Here is a 22,074-nt window from a genome sequence, read left to right on the forward strand (position 1 = left end):
GTTCAGCGCGAGCGGAACGGCCCGTCCGCGTGCGCGTGCGCGGGAAAGCGGTCGAGGTGCAGCAGTTCGATGATCTTGCGGGTCGGCACGCTCGCGCGCAGCGTCTCGAGCCGTTCGACGTCGAACCACTTGCAGCGCGCGATCTCGTTGCTCGCGCGCGGCGTCAGGTGTTTCGGCACGTCGGCCACGAACACGTGATGAAGCTTCGTGAGGCCGCCGAACTGCACCGCATAGTCGAGCGCGAGCCCCTCCAGCCGCGTTTCCTCCGCCAGCTCCCGCTGCGCGGCCTCGAGCGGCGTCTCGCCACGCCGGATCGTGCCGCCCGGCAGCGACCAGCGCGCCGCGGTACGGGCGACCAGCAGCACGCTGCTGCGCTGGCGGCACACGATCGTGGCGCGTTCCTTGATGCTCGCGACGGTATCCGGCCCGGTATTCATGTTCGGCAAAACAGGTGCTGAATCGTGGAGGGAAATGGTCGTCGACCGGCGTTGCCGGCCTGTCGCCCGATCGTCGGGCACGACGGCATGCAAGCCGCCGCGCCGATCATACCGGGCGTTCGTGACAGTTCCGTGCGTTGTCGCGCGCGCACCGCGCACCGCGCATCGCGTCACGCGTGCGTGTAGAACCCCGTGCGCGCGGGTTTCCCGGACCGCCCATGGCGCCGCTTGTGGATGGCGCGCCGGTGCTGATGCGGTGGCGGGTTCACGTGCGGGCGCGTGGGCGCGGGCCGTGCCGTCGGCGCGGCGGCCCGCGGCTGTGATTGTCCTTCGCCAAACTGGAAAGTCTGGGTTTGCGCGCGGGCGACGCCCAGCGTCGACGCCAGCACGATGGCCGCGAGCAGCATGTGTTTCATGAAAGGTCCGCCTGTCTTCAGTGAGCACTCTCCGGCAGCTTAGCGAACCGCGGCCCGGCGCCGCAACCGGCCGGCGTTCGGTGTCGTCCCCACTTGCGGGCAACCGCGTTCTCCGCCCGGCTGCCGGGGCATGCCCGGCTTGACAACGAAATTCCCGGGTGTGAATATAACTTCACGCACGAGAATTATCATTCGAGTCCGGGAAAGCGTGTCGCCGCCTGTCGGCACGGCGGAACCGGCGGTCCGATCAACCGGAAGCAGGAGCGAGACGCATGGCGGAACTGGAACAGCAGGGCGCGTTGGCGGGGTTGCGCATCATCGATCTGTCGCGGGTGCTGGGCGGCCCGTACGCGACGCAGATTCTCGCCGACCACGGCGCGGAAGTGATCAAGGTCGAACCGCCGTCGGGCGACGAGACGCGCACCTGGGGGCCGCCGTTCGACGGTGACACCGCGTCGTATTTCCTCGGCGTGAACCGCAACAAGCTGGGCATCGCGCTCGACCTGACGAAGCCGGAGGATCGCGAGCGCCTGCTCGGCCTGCTCGAGCACGCCGACGCGCTGGTCGAAAACTTCAAGATCGGCACGATGGAGCGCTGGGGCCTCGGCTTCGAGACGCTGCACGCGCGTTTTCCGCGTCTCGTCCATTGCCGCGTGTCGGGCTTCGGCGCGGACGGCCCGCTCGGCGGGCTGCCCGGTTACGACGCGGCCGTCCAGGCGCTGGCCGGGCTGATGAGCGTGAACGGCGAGGCGGGCGGCGCGCCGCTGCGCGTCGGTGTGCCGATCGTCGATCTCGTCACCGGGCTGAACGCGGCGCTCGGCGTGCTGATGGCGCTGCGCGAACGCGATGCGAGCGGGCGCGGCCAATTCGTCGAATCGACGCTGTTCGACTGCGCGCTGTCGATCCTGCATCCGCATACGCCGAACTTCTTCCATTCGGGCAAGGCGCCGGCGCGCACCGGCAACGCGCATCCGAACATCACGCCTTACGACAGCTTTCCGACCGCGAGCGTCGACATCTTTCTCGCGGTCGGCAACAACGGGCAGTTCGCCGCGCTGTGCGACGTGCTCGGCACGCGCGACTGGCCCGACGATCCGCGCTTCGTCGACAACCGCGCGCGCAGCGCGAACCGCGCCGCACTGCGCGCGCTGCTCGAAACGGCGCTGGCCGCACACGACGGCGCGGCACTCGCCGAGCAGCTGATGCGCCGGGGCGTGCCGTGCGCGCCCGTGCTCGGGCTCGATGCGGCGCTCGACCATCCGCACGTCGCGCACCGGCAGATGAAGGTCGAACTGGGGCGGCATCGCGGCATCGCGTCGCCGATCAAGCTCGGCCGCACGCCGGCCACGTACCGGCGGCCGCCGCCCGCACTGAACGAACACGCGGCGCAGGTGTTCGCCGACGACGCACGCGACGACGACGGCCCGCGTCGCAACTGACCCGCATCGCGGTCGGCGCCGCCCGCTCGCGCCCCCTTCGCACATCACGCCGCGCCGCACCGCTGCAAGAGGAGACACCTCATGCCCGCATGGATCGGCGCGGCCGTTCACGTTTTCCTGGAGGGCAATCCATGCAGTTCGACCTGACCGACGATCAGCGCGCGATCGAAAGCGCGATCGAGAAAATCTGCGAACGCTTCGGCGACGACTACTGGCTCGAACGCGATCGCGCGGGCGGGTTTCCGTCCGACTTTCACGCGGCGCTCGCCGAGGCCGGCTGGCTCGGCATCGCGATGGACCCGGCCCACGGCGGCGCCGGGCTCGGGATGACCGAGGCCGCGCTGATGATGCGCACGATCAGCGCGTCGGGCGCCGGCCTGTCGGGCGCATCGGCCGTCCACATGAACATCTTCGGGCTGAACCCGGTGCAGGTGTTCGGCAACGACGCGCAGAAGGCGCGCTTCCTGCCGCCGCTGATCGCCGGCCGCGACAAGGCCTGCTTCGCGGTGACCGAGCCCGATGCCGGCCTCGACACGACGCACCTCGCCACGCAGGCGCGTCGCGACGGCGACCACTACGTGCTGAGCGGCCGCAAGATCTGGATCTCGACCGCGCAGGTCGCGAACAAGATGCTGATCATCGCGCGCACGACGCCGCTCGACCAGATCGCGAAGCCGACCGATGGCTTGAGCCTGTTCTACACCGACCTCGACCGTTCGCGCGTCGAGGTGCGCGAGATCGAGAAAATGGGCCGCAAGGCCGTCGATTCGAACATGCTGTTCATCGACGACCTGCGCGTGCCGCGCGACGACCTGATCGGCAACGAGGGCGACGGCTTCCGCTACCTGCTGCACGGGCTGAACCCCGAACGGATCCTGATCGCCGCCGAGGCGATCGGCCTCGGGCAGGCCGCGCTGCGCCGCGCGACGCAGTATGCGTGCGAACGCGTCGTATTCGGCCGGCCGATCGGGCAGAACCAGTCGATCCAGCATCCGCTCGCGCAGGCCTGGATGCAGCTCGAAGCCGCGTGGCTGATGGTGATGAAGGCCGCGACGCGCTACGACGCGGGGCAGCCGTGCGGCGCGGAGGCGAACGCCGCGAAGTACCTCGGCGCGGAAGCCGCGTTCCAGGCGTGCCAGACGGCGATCGCGACGCACGGCGGGATGGGCTATGCGAAGGAATACCACGTCGAGCGCTATCTGCGCGAGTGTATGATTCCGAGGCTCGCGCCCGTGAGTCCGCAACTGATCCTGTGCTACATCGCGGAGAAGGTGCTCGGGCTGCCGAAGTCGTACTGACGCGCGGCGGCCCGCCCGGCGCGCGGTTTCCCGTTCCGAATCAAGCGCTCGTCATGGACGTCAAACTCGTTGCCCGCACGCTCGACCTGTTCGAGCTGTTCGCCGCCGAACGGCGGCCGCTGCCGCTCACCGAACTCGCGCGCCTGCTCAACGTGCCCGCGTCGAGCTGCCTGGCGATGGCGCGCACGCTCGTGAGCCGCGGCTATCTGTACGAGGTGCGCAAGCGCGGCGGCTACTATCCCACGCGGCGCCTGCAGACGATCGCCGCCGCGATCGACGCGACCGATCCCGTCGTCGACATCGTGCATCCGCATCTCGTCGCGCTGCGCGACGCGAGCCACGAGACGGCCGTGCTCGGCAAGATCCAGGGCGCGTCGGTCACGTATCTCGACGTCGTCGAATCCGAGCAGGCGATCCGCTACACGCGACAGCCGGGCAAGCTGCGGCCGCTGCATGCGAACTCGATCGGCAAGGCGATCTTCGCGTCGCTCGCGAGCGACGCGCAGCAGGCGCTCGGCGCGCAGTTGTCGTTCGAACGCTTCACCGATGCGACGGTGGCCGACCTGCCGGCGCTCGTCGCGCAAACCGCGCGGTTTCACGAACTCGGCTGGGCCGAGAACCTCGGCGAGAGCGCGCCCGAGCTGTCGGCGATCGCGGTCGCGCTGACGCTCGACGGCGACTGGTACGGGCTGTCGATCGTCGGGCCGACCGAGCGGATCCGCCAGCATCGCGACACGCATGCGGCGCTGCTGGTCGACGCCAAGTCGCGGCTGCTGGCCGAGCAGGGGCGCGGCTAGCAAGCAGCGCGAAGCACGGCGGAGGGCTGCTTCGGCGGCCGTTCGCCGCGATGCCGGGCGGCATCCGGGAACGGCCGTGGCGCGTCACGCGCCGGTGTGTCGCGCCGTCACGACTTCACCCACACGCCGCCTGCGCTCGGGTTGTCGCCCTGCGTCCACCATTTCGCGCAGTATTTCGCGCCCTGGTACATGACGCACGTGCCGCCCTGGTACGCGGTCGTTGCCGACCACACGGGCGTGCCGCCGCCGACCGGCTTCCATACCGCAGCCTGGCCGGGCACGTCGCCCTGTGTCCACCATTGCGCCTGGTACGTCGTGCCCTGGTAGGTCACGGTCGCGCCGGCCGTATAGACCTGGCCGGCCGACCAGGGCGCGCCGGGTTGCGGCGTTCCGCCGTTCGAGCCGCCGCCGTAGTTCGGATCCTGCGTGACGCCCGTGCCCCACTTGCCGTCGAGTTTGCGGAAGATCGATGCGAACGCATATGGCTGCTGCGCGATACCCGAGCAGGTCGGCGCCACATATGCGCCGTTGTTTGGGCAAGGCTGATCGCGGCCGACCGACCAGTTGCCGAAGAAACCGTAGCCGTTGCCGATCGCCGCATTCAACACGCTCTGCGCATTCGCGAGCGTGAAGGTTTCGCCCTGCACGTCGTTCATCCCGATCATCGGCGTGACGCCCACCATCTGCCACAGCTGCGCGCCCGTTTTCGGCTGGCCCGCCGACTTGAACGCCGTATCGAGCTGCGAATAAAGCGCCTGCGCGGCGCTGATCGCGGCCGCGCCCATGTCGATGTTCGCGGGGCCGTAGTCCATCGTCATCAGGTTCACCGCGTCGAACGCAACCTTGTTCGCGATTGCCGCGGTGACGACATTCACGCCATCCTGCGTGAGCCCGGTCGGCATCGTCGGCAGCGTCAGCGTGACGTGCAGCGGCTTGCCTTTCGCCGCGTAGTCGGACTGCAGTTGCGCGACGGCCTGGAAGTTGCGGGCGACGGCGGCGCTGTCCTGCTGCGATGCGCCCTCGATGTCGAAGTCGACGTGCGTGAGGCCGTAGGTGTCGATCACGGTCTGATAGGCCGTCTTCAGCGCGGGCACGCTCGAGCATGCCTGCATCAACGGCGTGCCGTTCGCGCCGCCGAACGAGACGGCAATCTCACCGCCTTTCGCGCGATAGCTCGCGATCGACGTCGACAGCGACGCGAGCAGGTCGCCGCTCGCGCCGTTGCCGATCGGCTGCACGCCGCCCCAGGACGGCGCGCAGCCGCTGCCCGCGACCACGAACGCGAGCGTGAACTGCTGGATGCCTTGCTGGACGCCGATCCGGTCGACGAGCGGCGTCGGGTAGAGCGTCACGTCGACGAAGGGCGCATAGACGCCGGCGCCGTGGGACACGCTCGCCACGGCGAGCAGGCAGCCCGCGGCGAGCGCGCGCGGGTTGAATCGCGGCAACACGTTGTTGTTCATTGTGTTCTCCAAGTGGAAGAGGGATACGCTGGCCCGCGTATCGCCGCCGGGCGGGCGATTGGGTATGCCCGGCCGGCGGCGTGCTCATCTTGGAGGATTCGCACCGAATCGTGAATACTTAGGTGTTCTTTTCGTTATTCGATTCCCGATACGTAACGATCTTGCCGATTCGATCGCCTATCGAAACGCGAAGCGGGCGATTTTTCCGACCGATATCGATCGGACGGTCAGCCGCGCGTGGCGCAGCGACGTTCAACGATACCAGCGCGGCGTGTAGACCCACTCACGCCCGTCGCCGATCGCAAAACGCCGCGTCGTCGACGAACCGACGATCACCATCGTGCGCATGTCCACCTGATCGCTGCGCAACGCGCCGAGCGTCGTCGTCGTGAGCGTCGCGCCGGGTCGGCCGATATCGCGGCCGAGCACGACGACCGTATCGGCCGCACGATGCGCACGCACCGCATCGAGCGCGCGGTCGAGCTGCCACGGCCGGGCACGCGAGATCGGGTTGTAGAACGCCATCACGAGATCGGCTTGCGCCGCGTGCCGCAGGCGCGTCTCGATCACGTCCCACGGCTTCAGGTTGTCCGACAGCGAGATCGCGCAAAAATCGTGGCCGAGCGGCGCACCGGCCTGCGCGGCGGTCGCGAGCGATGCCGATACGCCGGGTTCGACGCGCAGTTCGACCGCGGCCCATCGCGGATCGCGCGCTTCGTCGAGCGCTTCGAGCACGGCCGCGGCCATCGCGAACACGCCCGGATCACCCGACGAGACGACCGCGACGCGCCGGCCTTCGGCCGCCAGTTCGAACGCGTGGCGCGCGCGCTGCATTTCCTCGCGATTATCGGTGCCGTGGACACGCTGGTCCGCGCGGAACGGGCCGGCCATCGTCACGTAGGTCGTATAGCCGAGGATGTCGGTGGCTTGCGCGAGCGCGGTGCGCGCGGCGGGCGTGAGCCATGCCGCATCGCCCGGGCCGAGGCCGAGCACCGTCAGGCGGCCGCGTGCACGGCCGAGCGTCGCGGGATCGACGGGTTGCGTCGCGACCGCGCACGCGAGGCCGTCGGACGTTGCGCGCAGTGTGTGCGCCATGCGCAACGTCGAACCCAGCAGGGCAGCCGCATCTGCATCTTCGTCGCGATCGACATCGGCGAAGCGCAGCGGCACGCCCAGCGTCCGTGCCGCCGCTTCGACCCGCGCATCGCCGAGCAACGACGCCGGCGCGACGAGTGCGGCGAGCGCCAGCCGCGCGAGACCGTGCGTATCGAGCAGCGCGTCGATGCGCTCGGCAAGCGATGGCGACGCATCGGCCCGTACGCCGCGGGCCTCGATGGCGACCACCACGCTGCGCGGATGGATCACGAGTTCGTCGCGCGCGCCGCGCCACGCATCGGGCGTCACGCGGATCGCATGCGCGGCCGCATCGTCGCGCGGCAGCGCGACGTCGGCGAGCCACGGCGCCGCGCCGTCGACGCGCGTGGCCGCACCCGCGAGCAGGTCGGACACGAAACGCTTGCCTTGCTGGAGATCGGCGAGCGCATAGCCGTCGGGCGGGTTGAGCACGCACGCGCCGAAGCGCAGCTCGCCGCTGGTCGTGATCGCGGGCGCGACGCCGAGGCATTCGGCGATTTCGCGCGCGATCAGGTTGACGCCCGTCAGCCCGCCGAGCAGCGGCACGACGGCCGAACCGTCTTCCGCGACCGCGAGCACCGGCGGCTCGCCCCCCTTGTCGGCGAGCGCCGGCGCGACGCAACGGATCACGATGCCGGCCGCGCACAGCGCGACGATCGGCAGGCCGCGCGCGTAAAGCTCGCGCAGGTGCGCGCCGAGCTCGTCGAACGGCACGTCGGCCTCGACGCGCGACGCGAGCCCGTGCACGACGGCGCCCGGATAACGCGCCTGGATACGCCGCGCGGTATCGAGTGCGCCCGCGCCGAGAATCACGATCGCGGGCGGAGTCGTCATCCTTGCCATTTTTCCCCCGGCACGACGAGCAGCGAGAAGTACGGCGACGCCATCGGATCGACTTCGTCGAGCGGCACGATGCGCTGCGCCGCCATCGTCGCGCGCTCGACGTACAGCGCGCGCTTCGCGAGCCCCAGTTCGTCGAGTACGCGCCGCACCTTGTCGAAGTTGCGGCCAAGCTTCATCACGACGGCCGCGTCGGCCTGCGCGAGCCGCGTGCGCAATTCGTCCTCCGGCAGCACGCCGGACAGCACCGACAGGCTCTGGTTGCGATAGACGAGCGGCTGGCCGAGCACGGCCGTGCCGCCGAGCATCGCGCACACGCCCGGGATCACTTCGGTGTCGTAGCGCGGCGCCAGGCGATCGTGCAGGTACATGTACGACCCGTAGAAAAACGGATCGCCTTCGCAGATCACCGCGACGTCGCGCCCGGCGTCGAGATGCGACGCGACGATCTCGGCGGCCGTGTCGTAGAAATCGGCGATCACGGTCTCGTAGCAGAGCGGCGGCGGCAGCGCCTCGGTCGTCACCGGATAGACGAGCGGCAATTGCGTCTGCGCATCGAGCAGATGCGCCTCGACGATCCCGTAGGCATTGCCCTTCTTGCCCTTCGCGACGAAATACGCGACCACCGGCGCGGCCTGCAGCACGCGCAGCGCCTTGATCGTCATCAGTTCAGGGTCGCCGGGGCCGACGCCGACCCCGAACAGGCGTCCGCGCGGGGCCGTCATTCTGCCTCCGTCGCGAGTGCGTTGACGGCGGCCGCGGCCATCGCGCTGCCGCCGCGCCGGCCGAGCAGCGCGACGTACGGCACGCCGCGGCTGTCGGCGTCGAGCGCCGCCTTGGATTCGGCCGCGCCGATGAAGCCGACCGGAAAGCCGAGGATCAAGGCGGGGCGCGGCGCGCCGGCGTCGATCATGTCGAGCAGGTGGAACAGCGCGGTCGGCGCATTGCCGATCACGACGACGCTGCCGGCCAGATGCGGGCGCCACAGTTCGAGCGCCGCGGCCGAGCGCGTGTTGCCGAGATGCCGCGCCAGGTCGGGTACTTCCGGTTCGCCGAGCGTGCAGATCACGCGATTGCCGGCCGGCAGCCGCGCGCGCGTGATGCCCTCGGCGACCATCCGCGCGTCGCACAGGATCGGCGCGCCGGCCGCGAGCGCCGCGCGGCCCGCCGTGCCGGCGCCGGCCGAGAAGCGCAGGTCGTAGGCGACATCGACCATCCCGCACGCGTGGATCACGCGCACCGCGAGCTTCTCGAGATCGGGCGGAACCTGCGACAGGTCGGCCTCGGCGCGGATCGTCGCGAACGACTGGCGGTAGATTTCCTGCCCGTCGCGAATGTAGTCAAGCATCGGTGGTGTCCTGGCTGTGCCGCGCGTCCGTCAGTCGGTCCGCGGCCTGGTCAATCGTCAGATGGCGCGCGAGCGGGGCGCCGAGGCCCGCGGCGGCGTCGCGCCGGTAAAGGTCGTAGCGGCCGGGCGCGACCGCGACGAGGGTGGACGTCGCGGGGTGCGGCAGCGCGCAGTGACGCTCGCAGCCGGTCAGGTGCACGTCGACCGGATGGCCGACGCGCGCGGCCAGCGCGAGCGCATCGTGTTTCGTATCGGCGCGCGACTTCGCGCAGCCCGCGCTGCCGGTGCACGCGACCAGCGCCGCCAGCGGGTCGGCCATCGTGCACACGAGGCCAAGCGACGCGAGCGCGTCGAGCACGGCCGGCGCACGTTCGTGCCGCACACCGTGCACGAACACGCCTTGCCACGGGGTCATCGACAGCGTGCCGTCGCCTTCGGTTTCGGCGAGTGCCGCCAGCCGTTCCAATTGCGACGCGTCGAGCCGGCCGAGCACGAACTGCGCGCCGACGCTGCAGCGATCCGCATCGCGCGACGGCCGTGCACCGAAACGCAGCGCGGCGTCCGCGTGCTTGCGCCGCCAGCCGGCCAGTGCCGGATCGGCTTCGAGCGGGAAGGGCGCGTAATGCCGCGCGCGCTCGCGCAACGCGCATGCGCCGCCCGTCGCGAGCAGCGCGCGCATCCGCGTGATGTCGGCCGGCGCGAGATCGAGGAACGCGAGCAGCAGTGCGCGAACGAGCGCGACGGTCTGGTCCCGCGCGACGTCGAACCAGGCGGGCGGATCACCGGGCGCGACCGGCGGGCAGCCGGCCAGGCCTGCGGCGATGCGGACCGCGCCGTCGCCGCGACGCCACGCGGCGAGCCAGATGTCGTGCGGATGATCGAGCGCCGCGACCGATTCGCCGCCGTCGAGCTGGATCGAGAATTTCGGCGACACCTCGCCACGACGCGGCTCGTGCGTCAGCATGTCGAGCAACGGCAGCGCGAGCGCGCGGCTGTCGAGCAGTGCGTCGGGATCGCGCCCCGCGAGCGGGCTGAGCATCAGGTTGCGGACGTCGTCGCTCGCGGCGAGCGCGGCCCGGTCGTCGGCGGCATCGCCGGCGCGCGGGCCCAGGCCGGCATCGAGCAACGCGTCGGCCAGCGTATCGGCCGCGCCGTCGCGGATGCCGCGCAACTGGAGATTCGCGCGATTGGTCGCGTCGATCGCGCCGGAGCCGTAAGCGCGCGCGGCTGCGGCGATCGCACGCGCCTGCCGCGCGTCGAGCCGGCCACCCGGCAGCTTGATCCGGCACAGCCCGCCGTCGGCGGCCGCGACGACGCGCACGAGCCCCGGGCAAGCCGACGGGCGCACGACGGGCGATGCAGGAATGGAATCGGGGGCGGAACTCAACGGGATACCGGGACAGTGTCGCGCCGCGGCCAACGCATCGGTACACCCCGCCCGACGCCGACTGGCACGCACGCACTTTCATGCCGGCAGGTCTCCTGGCTGACAGGTCGGCGCCGGCTCCCGGCCTTCCCGGTGAAACCAGTGGCACGAGGGGGAGATCGGCTCGCTGTCTACAGTTGCGGGGGCAGCCACAGCGGCGCGGTGCGCGCCCTGTGTTCCCTCTTCGGCCCCGAAGGGCACCGGCGAACGAACGGCCGTAGCATACCCGATTTCCCCCGCGCTTCGCGACCGCCGAGCGGGCATCGTGGCCGAAGCGAAATGCGGCCCGGCGTCGGCGGGCCGGCAGATGAAACGCGCGGTGGAACACGGTACCATGCCGACTTTCGCAATGCGGACGGCCGCACCGGCGCCATACCGGCGCCGTGCGGCGACTCGATGGAACCGGACGATGGGGAAGGGTGCATGACGGCGTGGCTGACGGTAGTGGGCATCGGCGACGACGGCTACGCGGGGCTCGGGCGCAGCGCACGGCGCGCGCTGCTCGAGGCGTCGCGGGTCGTCGGCGCGAAGCGGCACCTCGACATGCTGCCCGCGCGGCTGCGGGCCGAGCGCGCCGCGTGGCCGTCGCCATTCGACCTGTCGGGCCTGCTCGCGCGACGCGGTTCGCCCGTCTGCGTGCTGGCGAGCGGCGACCCGATGCTGTTCGGCGTCGGCGCGACGCTCGCGCGCGAACTATCCCCCGACGAATGGCGCGTGCTGCCCGCGCCGTCGTCGCTGTCGCTGGCGGCCGCGCGGCTCGGCTGGGCATTGCAGGACGTCGGCGCGGTGTCGCTCGTCGGCCGGCCGCTCGCGACGCTCGCGCGCCATCTGCTGCCGGGCCGGCGCCTGTTCGTGCTGAGCGCCGACGGCCGCACGCCGGCCACGGTCGCCGCCGAACTCGCCGCGCGCGGCTTCGGCCCGACGCGCATCAGCGTGTTCGAACATCTCGGCGGGCCGCTCGAACGGCGCATCGACGGTCTCGCGCAAGACTGGAACATCGACGAAACCGCCGCGCTCAATCTTGTCGCGCTCGACTGCCAGGCCGGCCCCGATGCGCCGCGCCGCGCACTCACGCCCGGCCTGCCCGACGACGCGTACCGCCACGACGGCCAGCTCACCAAGCGCGACATGCGCGCGCTGACGCTCGGACGCCTCGCGCCCGCACCCGGCGAATTGCTGTGGGACGTCGGCGCGGGCAGCGGCTCGATCGGCATCGAATGGATGCGCGCGCATCCGTCGTGCCAGGCGATCGCGATCGAGTCGCATGCGGAGCGCCAGCGCTTCATCGAGCACAACCGCGACACGCTCGGCGTGCCGGGGCTGCAACTCGTCGCGGGGCGCGCGCCCGCTGCGCTCGCGGGCCTCGCTGCGCCCGACGCGATCTTCATCGGCGGCGGCGCGACCGCGCCTGGCGTGCTCGACGCGTGCTGGTCGGCGCTGAAGCCCGGCGGCCGGCTCGTCGCGAATGCGGTCACGCTGCAGGGCGAGCTCGCGCTCGCCGCGTGGCGCGAGATGCACGGCGGCACGCTCACGCGCGTGTCGCTCGCGCACGCCGAGCCGCTCGGCCGCTTCGATACGTGGCGGCAGCCGTTGCCCGTCACGCTGTACGACGTGCGCAAACCTGATGCCATGGCAACGGACCTCACGGACCCCGCGTGATGCGCGACGAAACCCCCGAACAACCGGCGCCGCTGCGCTTCGGCTACACGACCGGCAGCTGCGCGACCGCGACGTCGCTCGCCGCCGCGCGCCTGCTGCTGGCGGGGCACGCGGTCGACGCCGTCGAGATCGTGCTGCCGAAGGGGCAGCACGTGATGATGCGGCTGGCGTTCTGCCGGACGACGGCCGACGGCGCGGAAGCCGGCACGATCAAGGATGCCGGCGACGATCCGGACGTCACGCACGGCGCGCTGGTCTTCGCGCGCGTCGCGCTCGCGGCGGCGCCCGGCGTGCGCTTTCACGCGGGGCCGGGTGTCGGCACCGTCACGCGCGCCGGACTCACGCTGCCCGTCGGCGAACCGGCGATCAATCCGGTGCCGCGCCAGATGATGACCACGCACCTCGACGCGCTCGCGGCCGAATTCGGCTACGCAGGCGGCTTCGACGTGACGATCGGCGTCGAGGGCGGCGAGGTGCTCGCGCTGAAGACGATGAACCCGCGGCTGGGCATCGTCGGCGGATTGTCGATCCTCGGCACGACCGGCATCGTGCGGCCGTTCTCGTGCTCGGCGTACATCGCGTCGATCCACCAGGGTATCGACGTCGCCCGCGCGAACGGGATCGCGCACATCGCCGCGTGTACCGGCAACGCGAGCGAGGATGCGATGCGCGCGCACTACGGCCTGCCCGACATGGCGCTGATCGAAATGGGCGATTTCGCCGGCGCGGTGCTCAAGCACCTGCGCCGCGCGCCGGTCGCGCGCCTGTCGATGTGCGGCGGCTTCGGCAAGCTCAGCAAGCTCGCGGCGGGCCATCTCGACCTGCACAGCCGCCATTCGAGCATCGACCTGCCGCTGCTTGCGCAGTGGGCGGCCGAGGCGGGCGCGAACGCGGCGCTGCAGGCCGCGATGCGCGCGGCGAACACCAGCCAGGAAGCGCTCAAGCTCGCGCAGGCCGACGGCGTGCCGCTCGGCGACATCGTCTGCGCGCATGCGCTGCGGGTCGCGCGCGACATCGTGCCCCCATCGGTCGCGATCGAAATGTTCGCGATCGACCGGCAGGGCCGCTTCGTCGGGAGCGCACGATGAGCACGCGCATCCTGCTGCTCGGCGGCACCGGCGACGCGCTGAAGATCGCGCGCGCACTCGGCCCGCAACACGTCTACAGCCTCGCGGGCCTCGGCAAGGTGCCCGAGGACTTGCGCTGCGAAGTGCGCGTCGGCGGCTTCGGCGGAGCGGCGGGACTCGCCGCGTACCTGCGTGGCGCCGGCATCGGCCTCGTGATCGACGCGACGCATCCGTATGCCGCGCGAATCAGCGCGAACGCGGCGGCGGCCGCGCGCGACGCCGGCGTGCCGCTGTGGGCGCTGCGCCGCGCGCCGTGGGCGCCGCAACCCGGCGACGACTGGCGGATGGTCGACGACTGGGCCGGCATCGAGGCCGCGCTCGCGCCGTTCCGGCGGCCGCTGTTCACGCTCGGCCGCGAACCGCTCGCGCATCTCGACGAGATTCCGCCGCACCAGTTCTGGCTGGTGCGCTGCCTCGATGCGCATCCCGGCAACGCGCGCGCACAGGTCCTCGCCGCGCGCGGGCCGTTTACGCTCGACGGCGAGCGCGCGCTGTTCGCACTCGCGGGCATCGACGTCGTCGTCAGCAAGAACAGCGGCGGCGCCGCGACCGAGGCCAAGCTCGACGTCGCGCGCGAACACAGGCTGCCGGTCGTGATGCTGCGCCGGCCGGCGCAGCCCGACGCCGATCGCACGTTCGACTCGGCCGCCGCGCTGCTCGATGCGCTCGACCCGAGCGCGCGCGCGTGACGCCGCGCGCCGGCTGCCCCATGAATTGACGGAGATTTTTCGATGACGGTGTATTTCATCGGCGCGGGTCCCGGCGACCCGGAGCTGATCACGGTGAAGGGCCAGCGTCTCGTGCGCACGTGCCCGGTGATTCTGTACGCAGGCTCGCTCGTGCCGCCGGCCGTGCTCGACGGCCATCGCGCGGAGCAGGTCGTCAATACGGCCGAGCTCGACCTCGATGCGATCGTCGCGCTGCTCGCCGCCGCGCATGCGAAAGGCCAGGACGTCGCGCGCGTGCATTCGGGCGATCCGTCGCTGTATGGCGCGATCGGCGAACAGATCCGCCGGCTGAAAGCCCTCGGGATTCCGTATGAAATCGTGCCCGGCGTGACGGCCACGGCCGCGTGCGCGGCGACGCTCGGCGTCGAGCTGACGCTGCCCGGTGTCGCGCAGACGGTGATCCTCACGCGCTTTGCGGGCAAGACGACGATGCCGGAAGGCGAAGCGCTCGGCGCGCTCGCCGCGCATCGCGCGACGCTCGCGATCCATCTCGGCGTGCGGCATCTCGCGCGGATCGTCGACGAAGTGCTGCCGCATTACGGGCCCGCCTGCCCGGTCGCGGTGATCTACCGTGCGAGCTGGCCCGACGAGGAACGCGTGACCGGCACGCTGGCCGACATCGTCGGCAAGGTGCAGGACACGCGGATCGAGCGCACCGCGCTGATCCTGATCGGGCGCGTGCTCGATGCGGAAGGGTTCGCGGATTCGACGCTGTATGCGAGCGGCAGTTGATTGCGCGTGCAGGGAACGCGAGGCACTGCGCTCGCGCTACGCCCGCGCAACGCGCCGCGCAAACCGCGGCGCGAACCCCGTCGCCAGCGCGAACAGCACGACGCACAGGCAAGCCATCGCGACCCACGCGGGCGACAGATCCGCGAGATGCTGGCGCACGATGCCCGCCGCGAACGGAAACAGCCCGGCGATCAGATAGCCGACGCCCTGCACGAACCCCATCAACGACGCCGCGTCGGCCGGTGTCGCCGCATGATCGACCGTGACGATCAGCGACAACGGAAACAGCGCGCCGATACCGGCACCCATCAGCAGGGCAGCCGGCAACGCAAGTGCCTGCGGCGCGGCCAGCATCACCAGCAGCCCCGCGAGCAGCGACGCGATCGCCGCGTGCAGCGCGGGCCGGCGATCGGGCAGGCGGTCGATCGTCGCCGAGACCGCGAGCCCCGCGACGACTTCGGCGAGCGTCACGCCGCCGAGCAGGCTGCCGGCCGCGGTCGGCGACCAGCCGAGCCGCATGTAGTACGGCGGCAGCCATGCCAGCACGAGGGTATAGGCGCCCGTCGCGATCCCGAAGAACAGCGCGAGCCGCCACGCGCGCGGCGAGCGCGACGGGCGCGCCTGCACCATCGACGCCGACGTCGGCCCGGACACCCACGCGTCGCCGCCCCGGCTGGCCAGCGGCCACGCGAGCGCTGCGAGCGCGGCCGGCAGCGCCCAGCCCGCGAGCGCGACCAGCCAGCCCCAGCGGGCCGCGGCGAATGGCGCGACGACGCTCGCGAGCACCGCACCGCCCATGATCGACGTCGAATAGACGCCCATTGCGCCGCCGATCCGCGTCGCGAAATGCGCCTTCACGAATCCCGGCAGCAACGCCTGCACCATCGCGATCCCGAGGCCCGCGCAGCATGCGCTCGCGAGCAGCAGCCACGCGTGCTGCGCGCCGATGCGCGACGCGCAGGCGAAGCCGATCAGCGCGACGCCCAGCCATACGCCGCCCACGATTCCCGTCACGCGCTGCAGCCGCCGCGCGCTCAACGCGCCCAGGCCCATCAGCAGGATCGGGATCGTGGTCAGCAGGCTCGCCGCGCCGTCGCCGATGCCGGTCGCGCGCTGGATCATGTCGAGCAGCGGACCGATCGCGGCCAGCGCCGGCCGCAGGTTCAGTCCGACCAGCACGATGGCGGCAAGCCGCCATCCGGGAGAAGTGAAGCGATTCATGGAACGGCCCTCGGTGTCGGTGCGCGACACCTCCGTCAGGAGGGCCGCGCGTTTTCATGTAAAGTGTCTCGACATCAAGATAAATGTCGATTTATCTCGACGTCAAGATAACTGGTGAGCCGAGGAGGGTTAATGGATCGAGCCGCGCATGCGCTCGCGCAATGGCGCGTCGAGCGCCCGGATCTGGACGCGTCGTCGATGCTCGTGATGGGACGGCTGCAGGAGGCCGCACTGGTGATCGCACGCGACGGTCTCAATCCGTTGTTCGCGCGCTACGGGATGCAGCCGGGCGAATTCGACGTGCTGGCGACGCTGCGGCGCAGCGGCGCGCCGTTCGCGCTGACGCCGACCGCGCTGTACGACGCGCTGATGATGTCGTCGGGCGGGATGACCGCGCGCATCGACCGGCTGCAGAAGGCCGGATGGGTCGAGCGTCGGCCGAACCCGGCCGACGGCCGCGGCACGCTCGTCGCACTGACCGACGCCGGCCGCGCACTGATCGACGATGCGGTGGTCGCGCACGTCGACAATCAGCGCGCGATGCTGGCCGCGCTGTCGGAGGCGGAGCAGGCGCAGCTTTCAGCGCTGCTGGCAAAGCTGCTGGCGGGACTGGGGGAAGCGGCGTCGACGTCCGCCGAAAAATAGCGCCGCCGATTCGTCACGTCGAATGAACGCAGCGAGCGGGAAACGAAAACGCCCGAAGGAAGCGGGAGAATCGCCCGCCGCGCGATGCGGCGGGCCAGGAAGAGAGCGGGCCGCGAGGTGCGCCCGCTGCGCGGCTCAGCCGCGTGCGGGGATGTTGAGCCCGCGCGCGACGGCCGAACGCGCGACAAACGCATCGAGCGCCCGCGCGACATGCTTGAATTCGCCGAAGCCGACCAGGTCGCCCGCTTCGTAGAAACCGACGAGGTTACGCACCCACGGGAAGATCGCGATGTCGGCGATCGTGTACGTATCGCCCATGATCCACTTGCGGTTCGCGAGATGCGCGTCGAGCACGGCGAGCAGACGCTTCGATTCGGCGACGTAGCGGTCGCGCGGCCGCTTGTCTTCGTAATCGCGGCCCGCGAACTTGTGGAAGAAACCGACCTGCCCGAACATCGGGCCGATGCCGCCCATCTGGAACATCACCCACTGGATCGTATCGTAGCGGCCCGCGGGATCCTTCGGGATCAGCTGGCCCGTCTTGTCCGCGAGATAGATCAGGATCGCGCCGGATTCGAACAGCGGCAGCGGCCGGCCGTCCGGGCCGTTCGGATCGATGATCGCCGGGATCTTGTTGTTCGGGTTCAGCGACAGGAATTCGGGCGACAACTGGTCGTCGGTGTCGAAGCGCACAAGGTGCGGCTCGTACGGCAAGCCGGTCTCCTCGAGCATGATCGACACCTTGACGCCGTTCGGCGTCGGCAGCGAGTACAGCTGCAGACGGTCGGGATGCTGGGCAGGCCATTTCTTCGTGATCGGGAAGGCGGACAGATCGGGCATGGAGGTTCGCTCGTCAACGTGGAGGATCCGCGCTCCGCCGTCCTGCCGCGCATCGCTGAGCGCCCCTGACATCGCGGCAGGAACGGGACGAACACTTCGACAGACGGGCGGGGCGCGCCGAAAACGCCCACTGTAGCCGATCCCCGCGATCGTTGCAGACGGCGGCCGCGCGCCGTGCCCGCGCGCCGCCGCACGCCCATCGCGTCGTTGCGTCGTCGCGTCGCCGCTTCGTCAGAAGTTGTGCCGCAGCCCGAGCATCGCGGCGGTCGTGCCGACCCCGGGCGCGACCGGCTGCCCGTACACGAGCATCTGGTTCATCGTGCCGCGGTTGTTCACGTGACCGACCTGCGCATACACCATCGTCCGCTTCGACAGGCTGTAGTCGGCCGTGAGCACGACGGCCGTCGACCGGTTCTCGGCGCGGTTGCGGTCCTTCAGGTAGTACACGGCAGAGGCGACCTGCAGCGCGGGCGTGAAGCGATAGCCGACGCCGGCCGACAGCATGTCGAGGTTCACCTTGTCCGCATGCGACGGATTCCGGCCGTTGCCGTACGACGCCGACACCGAGAAATCGCGGATCGTGTATCTCGCGCCGACGTAGACGAAGCGGTTGTTGTCGACGCCGGTCGGCGCGACACCCGGCGCCGGATTCGTGTCGTGACCGTTGTAGTAGACCGCCGACGCATTGAGCCCGTAGTTCGAGTACCGCAACACGACCGACTCGCGCGTGCCGCCCTGGAACTGCCCGGCGACGCCGCCGGGTGCGTATTCGAGCGCGATCGACGCGCCCGCGAACGTCGGCGACTGATAGACCAGCGCATTGCTGTCGTACAGCGCGCCGATCGCGCCGTTGGTGCTCGTTCCCGGCCAGCCGGCCGCGGTGTTCAGGCCGAGCCACGCGGTCAGCACGCTGCCGAAGAACTGCGCGTTGCGCACGTCGGTGTCGGCCATCGCGTAGATCATCGGCACGATCTGGCGGCCGGCCGTGAACGTGCCGAACGGCCCCGACACGCCGAGCGACGCCACCTGGTTGAAGATCGCGACGGCGCCCGGCGTGTCGCTCAGCTGCATCTTGCCGGTGCCGCTGTCGAACGAACCCTGCAGCTTGAAGTTGACCTTGTAGCCGCCACCCAGGTCCTCGCTGCCCTTGATACCCCAGAAGCTCGAATAGATGCCGCCGTCCTTCATGCGGAACACCTTGCCGGTGTTCGGCGCTTTCGGGCCGAACGACGCGGCCGACGTGCTCTGGTACAGCAGGCCCGTGTCGACCACGCCGTACAGCGTGACGGAGGATTGCGCATGCGCGAGCGCCGAACAGCCGGCAAGCGCCGCGAGCGCGGCCAGTTTCGTCTTCATCGAAGTCTCCAGGATCGTAATGGACCGCACGGGATCGAGCCCGGGCGGGTAGAGCGGGGGAAGCATCGAGGCAGGCGGGAAGGCGCGTGAGGCGACGCCGGTGCGAGCCGTGCGGAAAGGTTACGCAACGACGCGCGGCCGCTCCCCCCCATGCGCGGGGGGCAGGGTTGCTGAGAATCGAAGGGCGGCCGGCGACGAGGTGGCCGTCAACGGCCGGGCAAGGCCGCTACGGACGTGCGCAGGCGGCGTTCAAGGCGCGCTTTCGAGCAATCCGAGCACCAGCGCGCGGCGCACCGCGTGCTTGCGCGAGCTGGCGTCGAGCTTGCCGAACAGGTTCTTCAGGTGCCACTTCACGGTTTCCTCGCCGACGGCGAGCGCCACCGCGATTTCCTTGTTCGACAGGTTGCGCGCGAGCAGTTCGAGAATCGCGCGTTCCTTGGGCGTCAGCACGACGCTCGGCACCGCGCGCGGGCTCGCCGGGCTGCGCGGCGCGGGCGGCACGATGCGCGGCTGCGGCTGCGCGGGCCGCACGGGGCCGTCGCCCGCGGCCGCTTCGTCGCCGATGCGGCGCGCCCAGTCGGCGACGGCCGGATGTGCGTCGGCGAGCGTGCGCGTAAGGCCGAACATGTCCGCGAGGTTCATCGCCTCGTCGAGCAGCGCGCGGCCGCCTTGCCCGGACTGCTCGAGCGCGAACGCGCTGAGCGCCATGATCTCGATGCGCTCGCGTCCCATGCTCATCTCGCGCGCCAGCACCGCCGCTTCGTCGAGCGCCGCGCACGCATCGTCCCAGCGGCGCGCGGCAAGCGCGGCGCCCGCATGCGCCGTCGCCTGCAGCAGCACGACGGGGCGTCGCCACAGCGGCCCGTGCGACGGAAACTCCGCCGCGGCGATCGCATCGATCCGTTCCACGAGCGCATGGCAGGTCGCCTCGCGATAGCGGGCCGCGTGAATGCGCACCTGCTCGGCGAGACTCGCGACCGACAGGCGCGGCAGCCGGCGCGCGACGCCCATCGCGTCGAGCGCCTCGAGCAGGTCGATCGCGCGGTGCTCGACGCCGTGCAGCAGCGCGATGCGCGCGGCCGTCCGGTAGCCGAGCAACACGGTGTCGGGCGTGCCCGCGTGCTCGAGCACGTCGAGCCGGTTCGCGAGCAGCGCGGCGGCCTGGTCGACGCGATCGGCCTCGTACGCGATCGCCGCGCACATTGCGGCGAGCATGCAGGTCAGCGGATGGCGGCGCCCGAGGTCGGCTTCCGCGCGCGCGAGTGCCGGCGACAACGCGTCGTCCGCGAGCCGGATCTGGCCTTCGCGCAGGTAGCTCAGGCCGGTGATCAGTTCGCCCCAGCGCGCGACGTAGCCGAATCCGGCCGCCGTCTCGCCGCGCGGCGCGGCCTGCTGGAAGCGGCGTGCCTGCGCCGGTTCGCCGACGATGATCGCGCGCGCCGATAGGCGGTTCGCATGCATCTGCGCGAGCCACGTCGCCGCGGGCGGCGCGAAGTCGGCCCACGGTTCGAACAGCTCGACGAATCGGTCGATTTCATCCGCGTAATAGGCCGCCGCGCTGAGGATCAGCGCGCATTCGTAGCGCATCGCGGCCGGCGTGCCGGCATCGGCCAGGATACCGGCGATCTGGCGCTGCGCCTCGACATGGCGCTCGCCGAGTGCCAGCGCCCAGGCGACCGCGATCCGCAGCGTCGGGCGCTTGTCGAGTTCCGCGTCGGGCAGCAGCGCGAGCCAGTCGAGCACGTCGTTGATGCGGCCCTGCTTGATCGCGTCCTCGAGGCAGCGCTGCGCGAGCGCGTATGCCGTGTCGAACTGGCCGGCCGCGTACGCGTGGCGCGCGGCTTCCTCCGTCATCCCGTGCGCGTCGAGCCACGCGGCCGCGCGTGCGTGCAGCGCGCTGCGCTCGGCGTCGGGGCTCACCGCGAGGCGGTCGCGCAACGTATCGCGCACGAGCGGATGCAGCCGGCACCAGTCGGAATCGTCGGACGCGATGAATAGCGGCGTGTCGCGCGCGAGCCGCGCGAGCCGGTCGGGGGCGTTTGCGTCGTCGAGCAGCGCGGCGCACAGCGACGGATGCAGGCGATCGGCGACGCTCGTGCGCGTGAGGAACGCGGTGTCGTCGGACGACAAATTTGCGAGCAGCAGCTCGACGAGCCGGTCGCGGGTGCCGTCCATCCGCGCGGCAAGCGCGTCGACGGCCTGGCGCGGATCGGCCGAGCGCGCCATCGCGGCCATCGCGAGCTGCAGCCCGAGCGGCCAGCCGTCGACGCGTTCGAACAGGCGCGCGCACGCGTCGGCGTCGACCCGCTGCGCAAAGCGCGCGCCGACCAGCGCGATCGTCTCGTCGAGCGTGAAGCGCAGCCAGTCGGGGCCCGCGAGCGTGCATTGCCCGCCAGCGAGCAGGTCGCCGGCCGCGTGATCGAGCCCGCGCCGGGCCGCGACGACCACCCGCAGGTTCTGCGGCGCGTTGTGCAGCACGTAGGTCAGCGCGTCGAGGCCGGCGGGCGGCAGCCGCTCCGCGTCGTCGACGATCAGCAGCGCGTCGATCGACAGTTGCGCGACTTCGGCGAGCCAGGCGGTCAGTCCTTCCAGCGCGCGGGCCGCGCCGTCCGGAATCAGGCGCCCGAAGCCGGGCCGCGCGCAACCGGTGCGCACCGCCTGCACGAGCCCCTGCAGCAGGCGCGGTGCGTCGTCGCGCTCGTCGGCGGACAGCCACACGACCGCGCGGCCGAGCGCGAGGGATTCGCGCCGCCATTGCGCGAGCAGCGAGGTCTTGCCGTAGCCGGCCGGCGCCTGCACGAGCGTGACGGGCCGCGCGTCGAACGCCGGCGCGGCAAGGCTCAGCCGCGCACGCGCGAGCAACTGCGCCGGTACGCGCGGCGCGGTCGTCTTCAGCACGAGTTCGGTGGGGGGCGCGTCGGCGCGATCGGGTGGGTGGGCCATCGGGGCAGGAGTCGGAATCCGGCGATGCCGTGCGGGCCAGCGTCCGGGGTGGGCGTGGGGGGAAGGATCGACCGAACCGCGTTCGCGCGTCAATCCCCCCCGCGACGAGTGGGGCCGCACCGCCGCCCGGCCGATAGCATGGGTTCCGATGCGTGACGAACGCAACCGACGAATGCAACGAGGAGGGGCCATGAACATCGTATCGACCGGCGCGCGACGCAGCGC

19 protein-coding genes and 1 riboswitch are annotated in these 22,074 nt (G+C 71.1%); of the genes, 8 read left to right on the forward strand and 11 right to left on the reverse strand.

The features are described 5' to 3' along the window. Positions 1–2: 2 nt before the first annotated feature. Both HWX25_RS24200 and HWX25_RS24205 read right to left on the reverse strand, forming a co-directional pair. A complete protein-coding gene (locus HWX25_RS24200; RefSeq protein WP_175910955.1) occupies positions 3–437 on the reverse strand; it encodes an NUDIX domain-containing protein in 435 nt (144 codons plus the stop codon). 170 nt (positions 438–607) lie between these two features. Then, positions 608–853, reverse strand: a complete 246-nt coding sequence (locus HWX25_RS24205) for a hypothetical protein (protein WP_175910957.1) — start codon at positions 851–853, stop codon at positions 608–610. A 272-nt stretch (positions 854–1,125) separates the two neighbouring features. Here HWX25_RS24205 and HWX25_RS24210 point away from each other — a divergent pair, with 272 nt between their 5' ends. From HWX25_RS24210 to HWX25_RS24220, 3 genes are all read left to right on the forward strand, one after another. After that, complete coding sequence (locus tag HWX25_RS24210; RefSeq protein ID WP_175910959.1) at positions 1,126–2,292, forward strand: CoA transferase; 1,167 nt, start codon at positions 1,126–1,128, stop codon at positions 2,290–2,292. Positions 2,293–2,423: 131 nt separating this feature from the next. Beyond that, a complete protein-coding gene (locus tag HWX25_RS24215; protein ID WP_175910961.1) occupies positions 2,424–3,590 on the forward strand; it encodes an acyl-CoA dehydrogenase family protein in 1,167 nt (388 codons plus the stop codon). Between the two features lie 53 nt (positions 3,591–3,643). After that, on the forward strand, positions 3,644–4,387 hold the full coding sequence (locus tag HWX25_RS24220) for an IclR family transcriptional regulator (protein WP_175910963.1): 744 nt from the start codon (positions 3,644–3,646) through the stop codon (positions 4,385–4,387). Positions 4,388–4,494: 107 nt separating this feature from the next. Here HWX25_RS24220 and HWX25_RS24225 read toward each other — a convergent pair whose 3' ends face one another. The 5 genes from HWX25_RS24225 to cobG all read right to left on the reverse strand — a co-directional run bounded on the left by HWX25_RS24225 (position 4,495) and on the right by cobG (position 10,520). After that, positions 4,495–5,850 (reverse strand): chitinase, encoded by a 1,356-nt coding sequence (locus HWX25_RS24225; protein WP_175910965.1) that lies wholly within the window; start codon positions 5,848–5,850, stop codon positions 4,495–4,497. A 252-nt stretch (positions 5,851–6,102) separates the two neighbouring features. Then, on the reverse strand, positions 6,103–7,818 hold the full coding sequence (cobJ, locus tag HWX25_RS24230) for a precorrin-3B C(17)-methyltransferase (RefSeq protein WP_175910967.1): 1,716 nt from the start codon (positions 7,816–7,818) through the stop codon (positions 6,103–6,105). Continuing rightward, on the reverse strand, positions 7,815–8,549 hold the full coding sequence (locus HWX25_RS24235; RefSeq protein ID WP_059502040.1) for a precorrin-2 C(20)-methyltransferase: 735 nt from the start codon (positions 8,547–8,549) through the stop codon (positions 7,815–7,817). Before HWX25_RS24235 ends, cobJ begins: the two co-directional genes overlap by 4 nt. Next, positions 8,546–9,172, reverse strand: coding sequence for a precorrin-8X methylmutase (locus HWX25_RS24240; RefSeq protein WP_059537435.1), 627 nt, complete (start codon positions 9,170–9,172; stop codon positions 8,546–8,548). Before HWX25_RS24240 ends, HWX25_RS24235 begins: the two co-directional genes overlap by 4 nt. Continuing rightward, on the reverse strand, positions 9,165–10,520 hold the full coding sequence (gene cobG / locus HWX25_RS24245) for a precorrin-3B synthase (protein WP_175911057.1): 1,356 nt from the start codon (positions 10,518–10,520) through the stop codon (positions 9,165–9,167). Before cobG ends, HWX25_RS24240 begins: the two co-directional genes overlap by 8 nt. Before the next feature lie 106 nt (positions 10,521–10,626). After that, a riboswitch (cobalamin riboswitch) is annotated at positions 10,627–10,818 on the reverse strand. A 203-nt stretch (positions 10,819–11,021) separates the two neighbouring features. On the opposite strand from cobG, the gene cbiE reads away from it, so the two are divergent. Genes cbiE through cobM form a run of 4 tightly spaced genes read left to right on the forward strand, consistent with a single transcriptional unit; the run spans position 11,022 to position 14,844 of the window. Next, entirely contained in the window at positions 11,022–12,257 is a 1,236-nt protein-coding gene (gene cbiE / locus HWX25_RS24250) for a precorrin-6y C5,15-methyltransferase (decarboxylating) subunit CbiE (protein WP_175910969.1), read from the forward strand. Next, complete coding sequence (locus HWX25_RS24255; RefSeq protein WP_175910971.1) at positions 12,257–13,345, forward strand: cobalt-precorrin-5B (C(1))-methyltransferase; 1,089 nt, start codon at positions 12,257–12,259, stop codon at positions 13,343–13,345. Before cbiE ends, HWX25_RS24255 begins: the two co-directional genes overlap by 1 nt. Beyond that, on the forward strand, positions 13,342–14,073 hold the full coding sequence (locus HWX25_RS24260; protein ID WP_175910973.1) for a cobalt-precorrin-6A reductase: 732 nt from the start codon (positions 13,342–13,344) through the stop codon (positions 14,071–14,073). Before HWX25_RS24255 ends, HWX25_RS24260 begins: the two co-directional genes overlap by 4 nt. Before the next feature lie 42 nt (positions 14,074–14,115). Then, entirely contained in the window at positions 14,116–14,844 is a 729-nt protein-coding gene (gene cobM / locus HWX25_RS24265; protein ID WP_059818239.1) for a precorrin-4 C(11)-methyltransferase, read from the forward strand. 36 nt (positions 14,845–14,880) lie between these two features. Here the strand turns inward: cobM and HWX25_RS24270 are convergent, their stop codons facing one another. Next, positions 14,881–16,065: an MFS transporter gene (locus HWX25_RS24270; protein WP_175910975.1), complete on the reverse strand. Its 1,185-nt coding sequence runs from the start codon at positions 16,063–16,065 to the stop codon at positions 14,881–14,883. 132 nt (positions 16,066–16,197) lie between these two features. On the opposite strand from HWX25_RS24270, the gene HWX25_RS24275 reads away from it, so the two are divergent. Continuing rightward, a complete protein-coding gene (locus HWX25_RS24275) occupies positions 16,198–16,710 on the forward strand; it encodes a MarR family transcriptional regulator (protein ID WP_059818240.1) in 513 nt (170 codons plus the stop codon). A 135-nt stretch (positions 16,711–16,845) separates the two neighbouring features. Here the strand turns inward: HWX25_RS24275 and HWX25_RS24280 are convergent, their stop codons facing one another. The 3 genes from HWX25_RS24280 to HWX25_RS24290 form a co-directional block, all read right to left on the reverse strand. After that, positions 16,846–17,550 carry a glutathione S-transferase N-terminal domain-containing protein gene (locus tag HWX25_RS24280; RefSeq protein ID WP_175910977.1) on the reverse strand — a complete coding sequence of 235 codons (705 nt, stop codon included), beginning with the start codon at positions 17,548–17,550 and terminating at the stop codon, positions 16,846–16,848. Positions 17,551–17,781: 231 nt separating this feature from the next. Beyond that, positions 17,782–18,906, reverse strand: a complete 1,125-nt coding sequence (locus HWX25_RS24285) for a porin (protein ID WP_059449705.1) — start codon at positions 18,904–18,906, stop codon at positions 17,782–17,784. A gap of 249 nt (positions 18,907–19,155) precedes the next feature. Then, positions 19,156–21,849 (reverse strand): LuxR C-terminal-related transcriptional regulator, encoded by a 2,694-nt coding sequence (locus HWX25_RS24290; protein WP_175910978.1) that lies wholly within the window; start codon positions 21,847–21,849, stop codon positions 19,156–19,158. Between the last annotated feature and the right edge of the window lie 225 nt (positions 21,850–22,074).

The organism is Burkholderia sp. BCC1640, from assembly GCF_902833125.1.
Classification (GTDB): Bacteria; Pseudomonadota; Gammaproteobacteria; order Burkholderiales; family Burkholderiaceae; genus Burkholderia; species Burkholderia diffusa.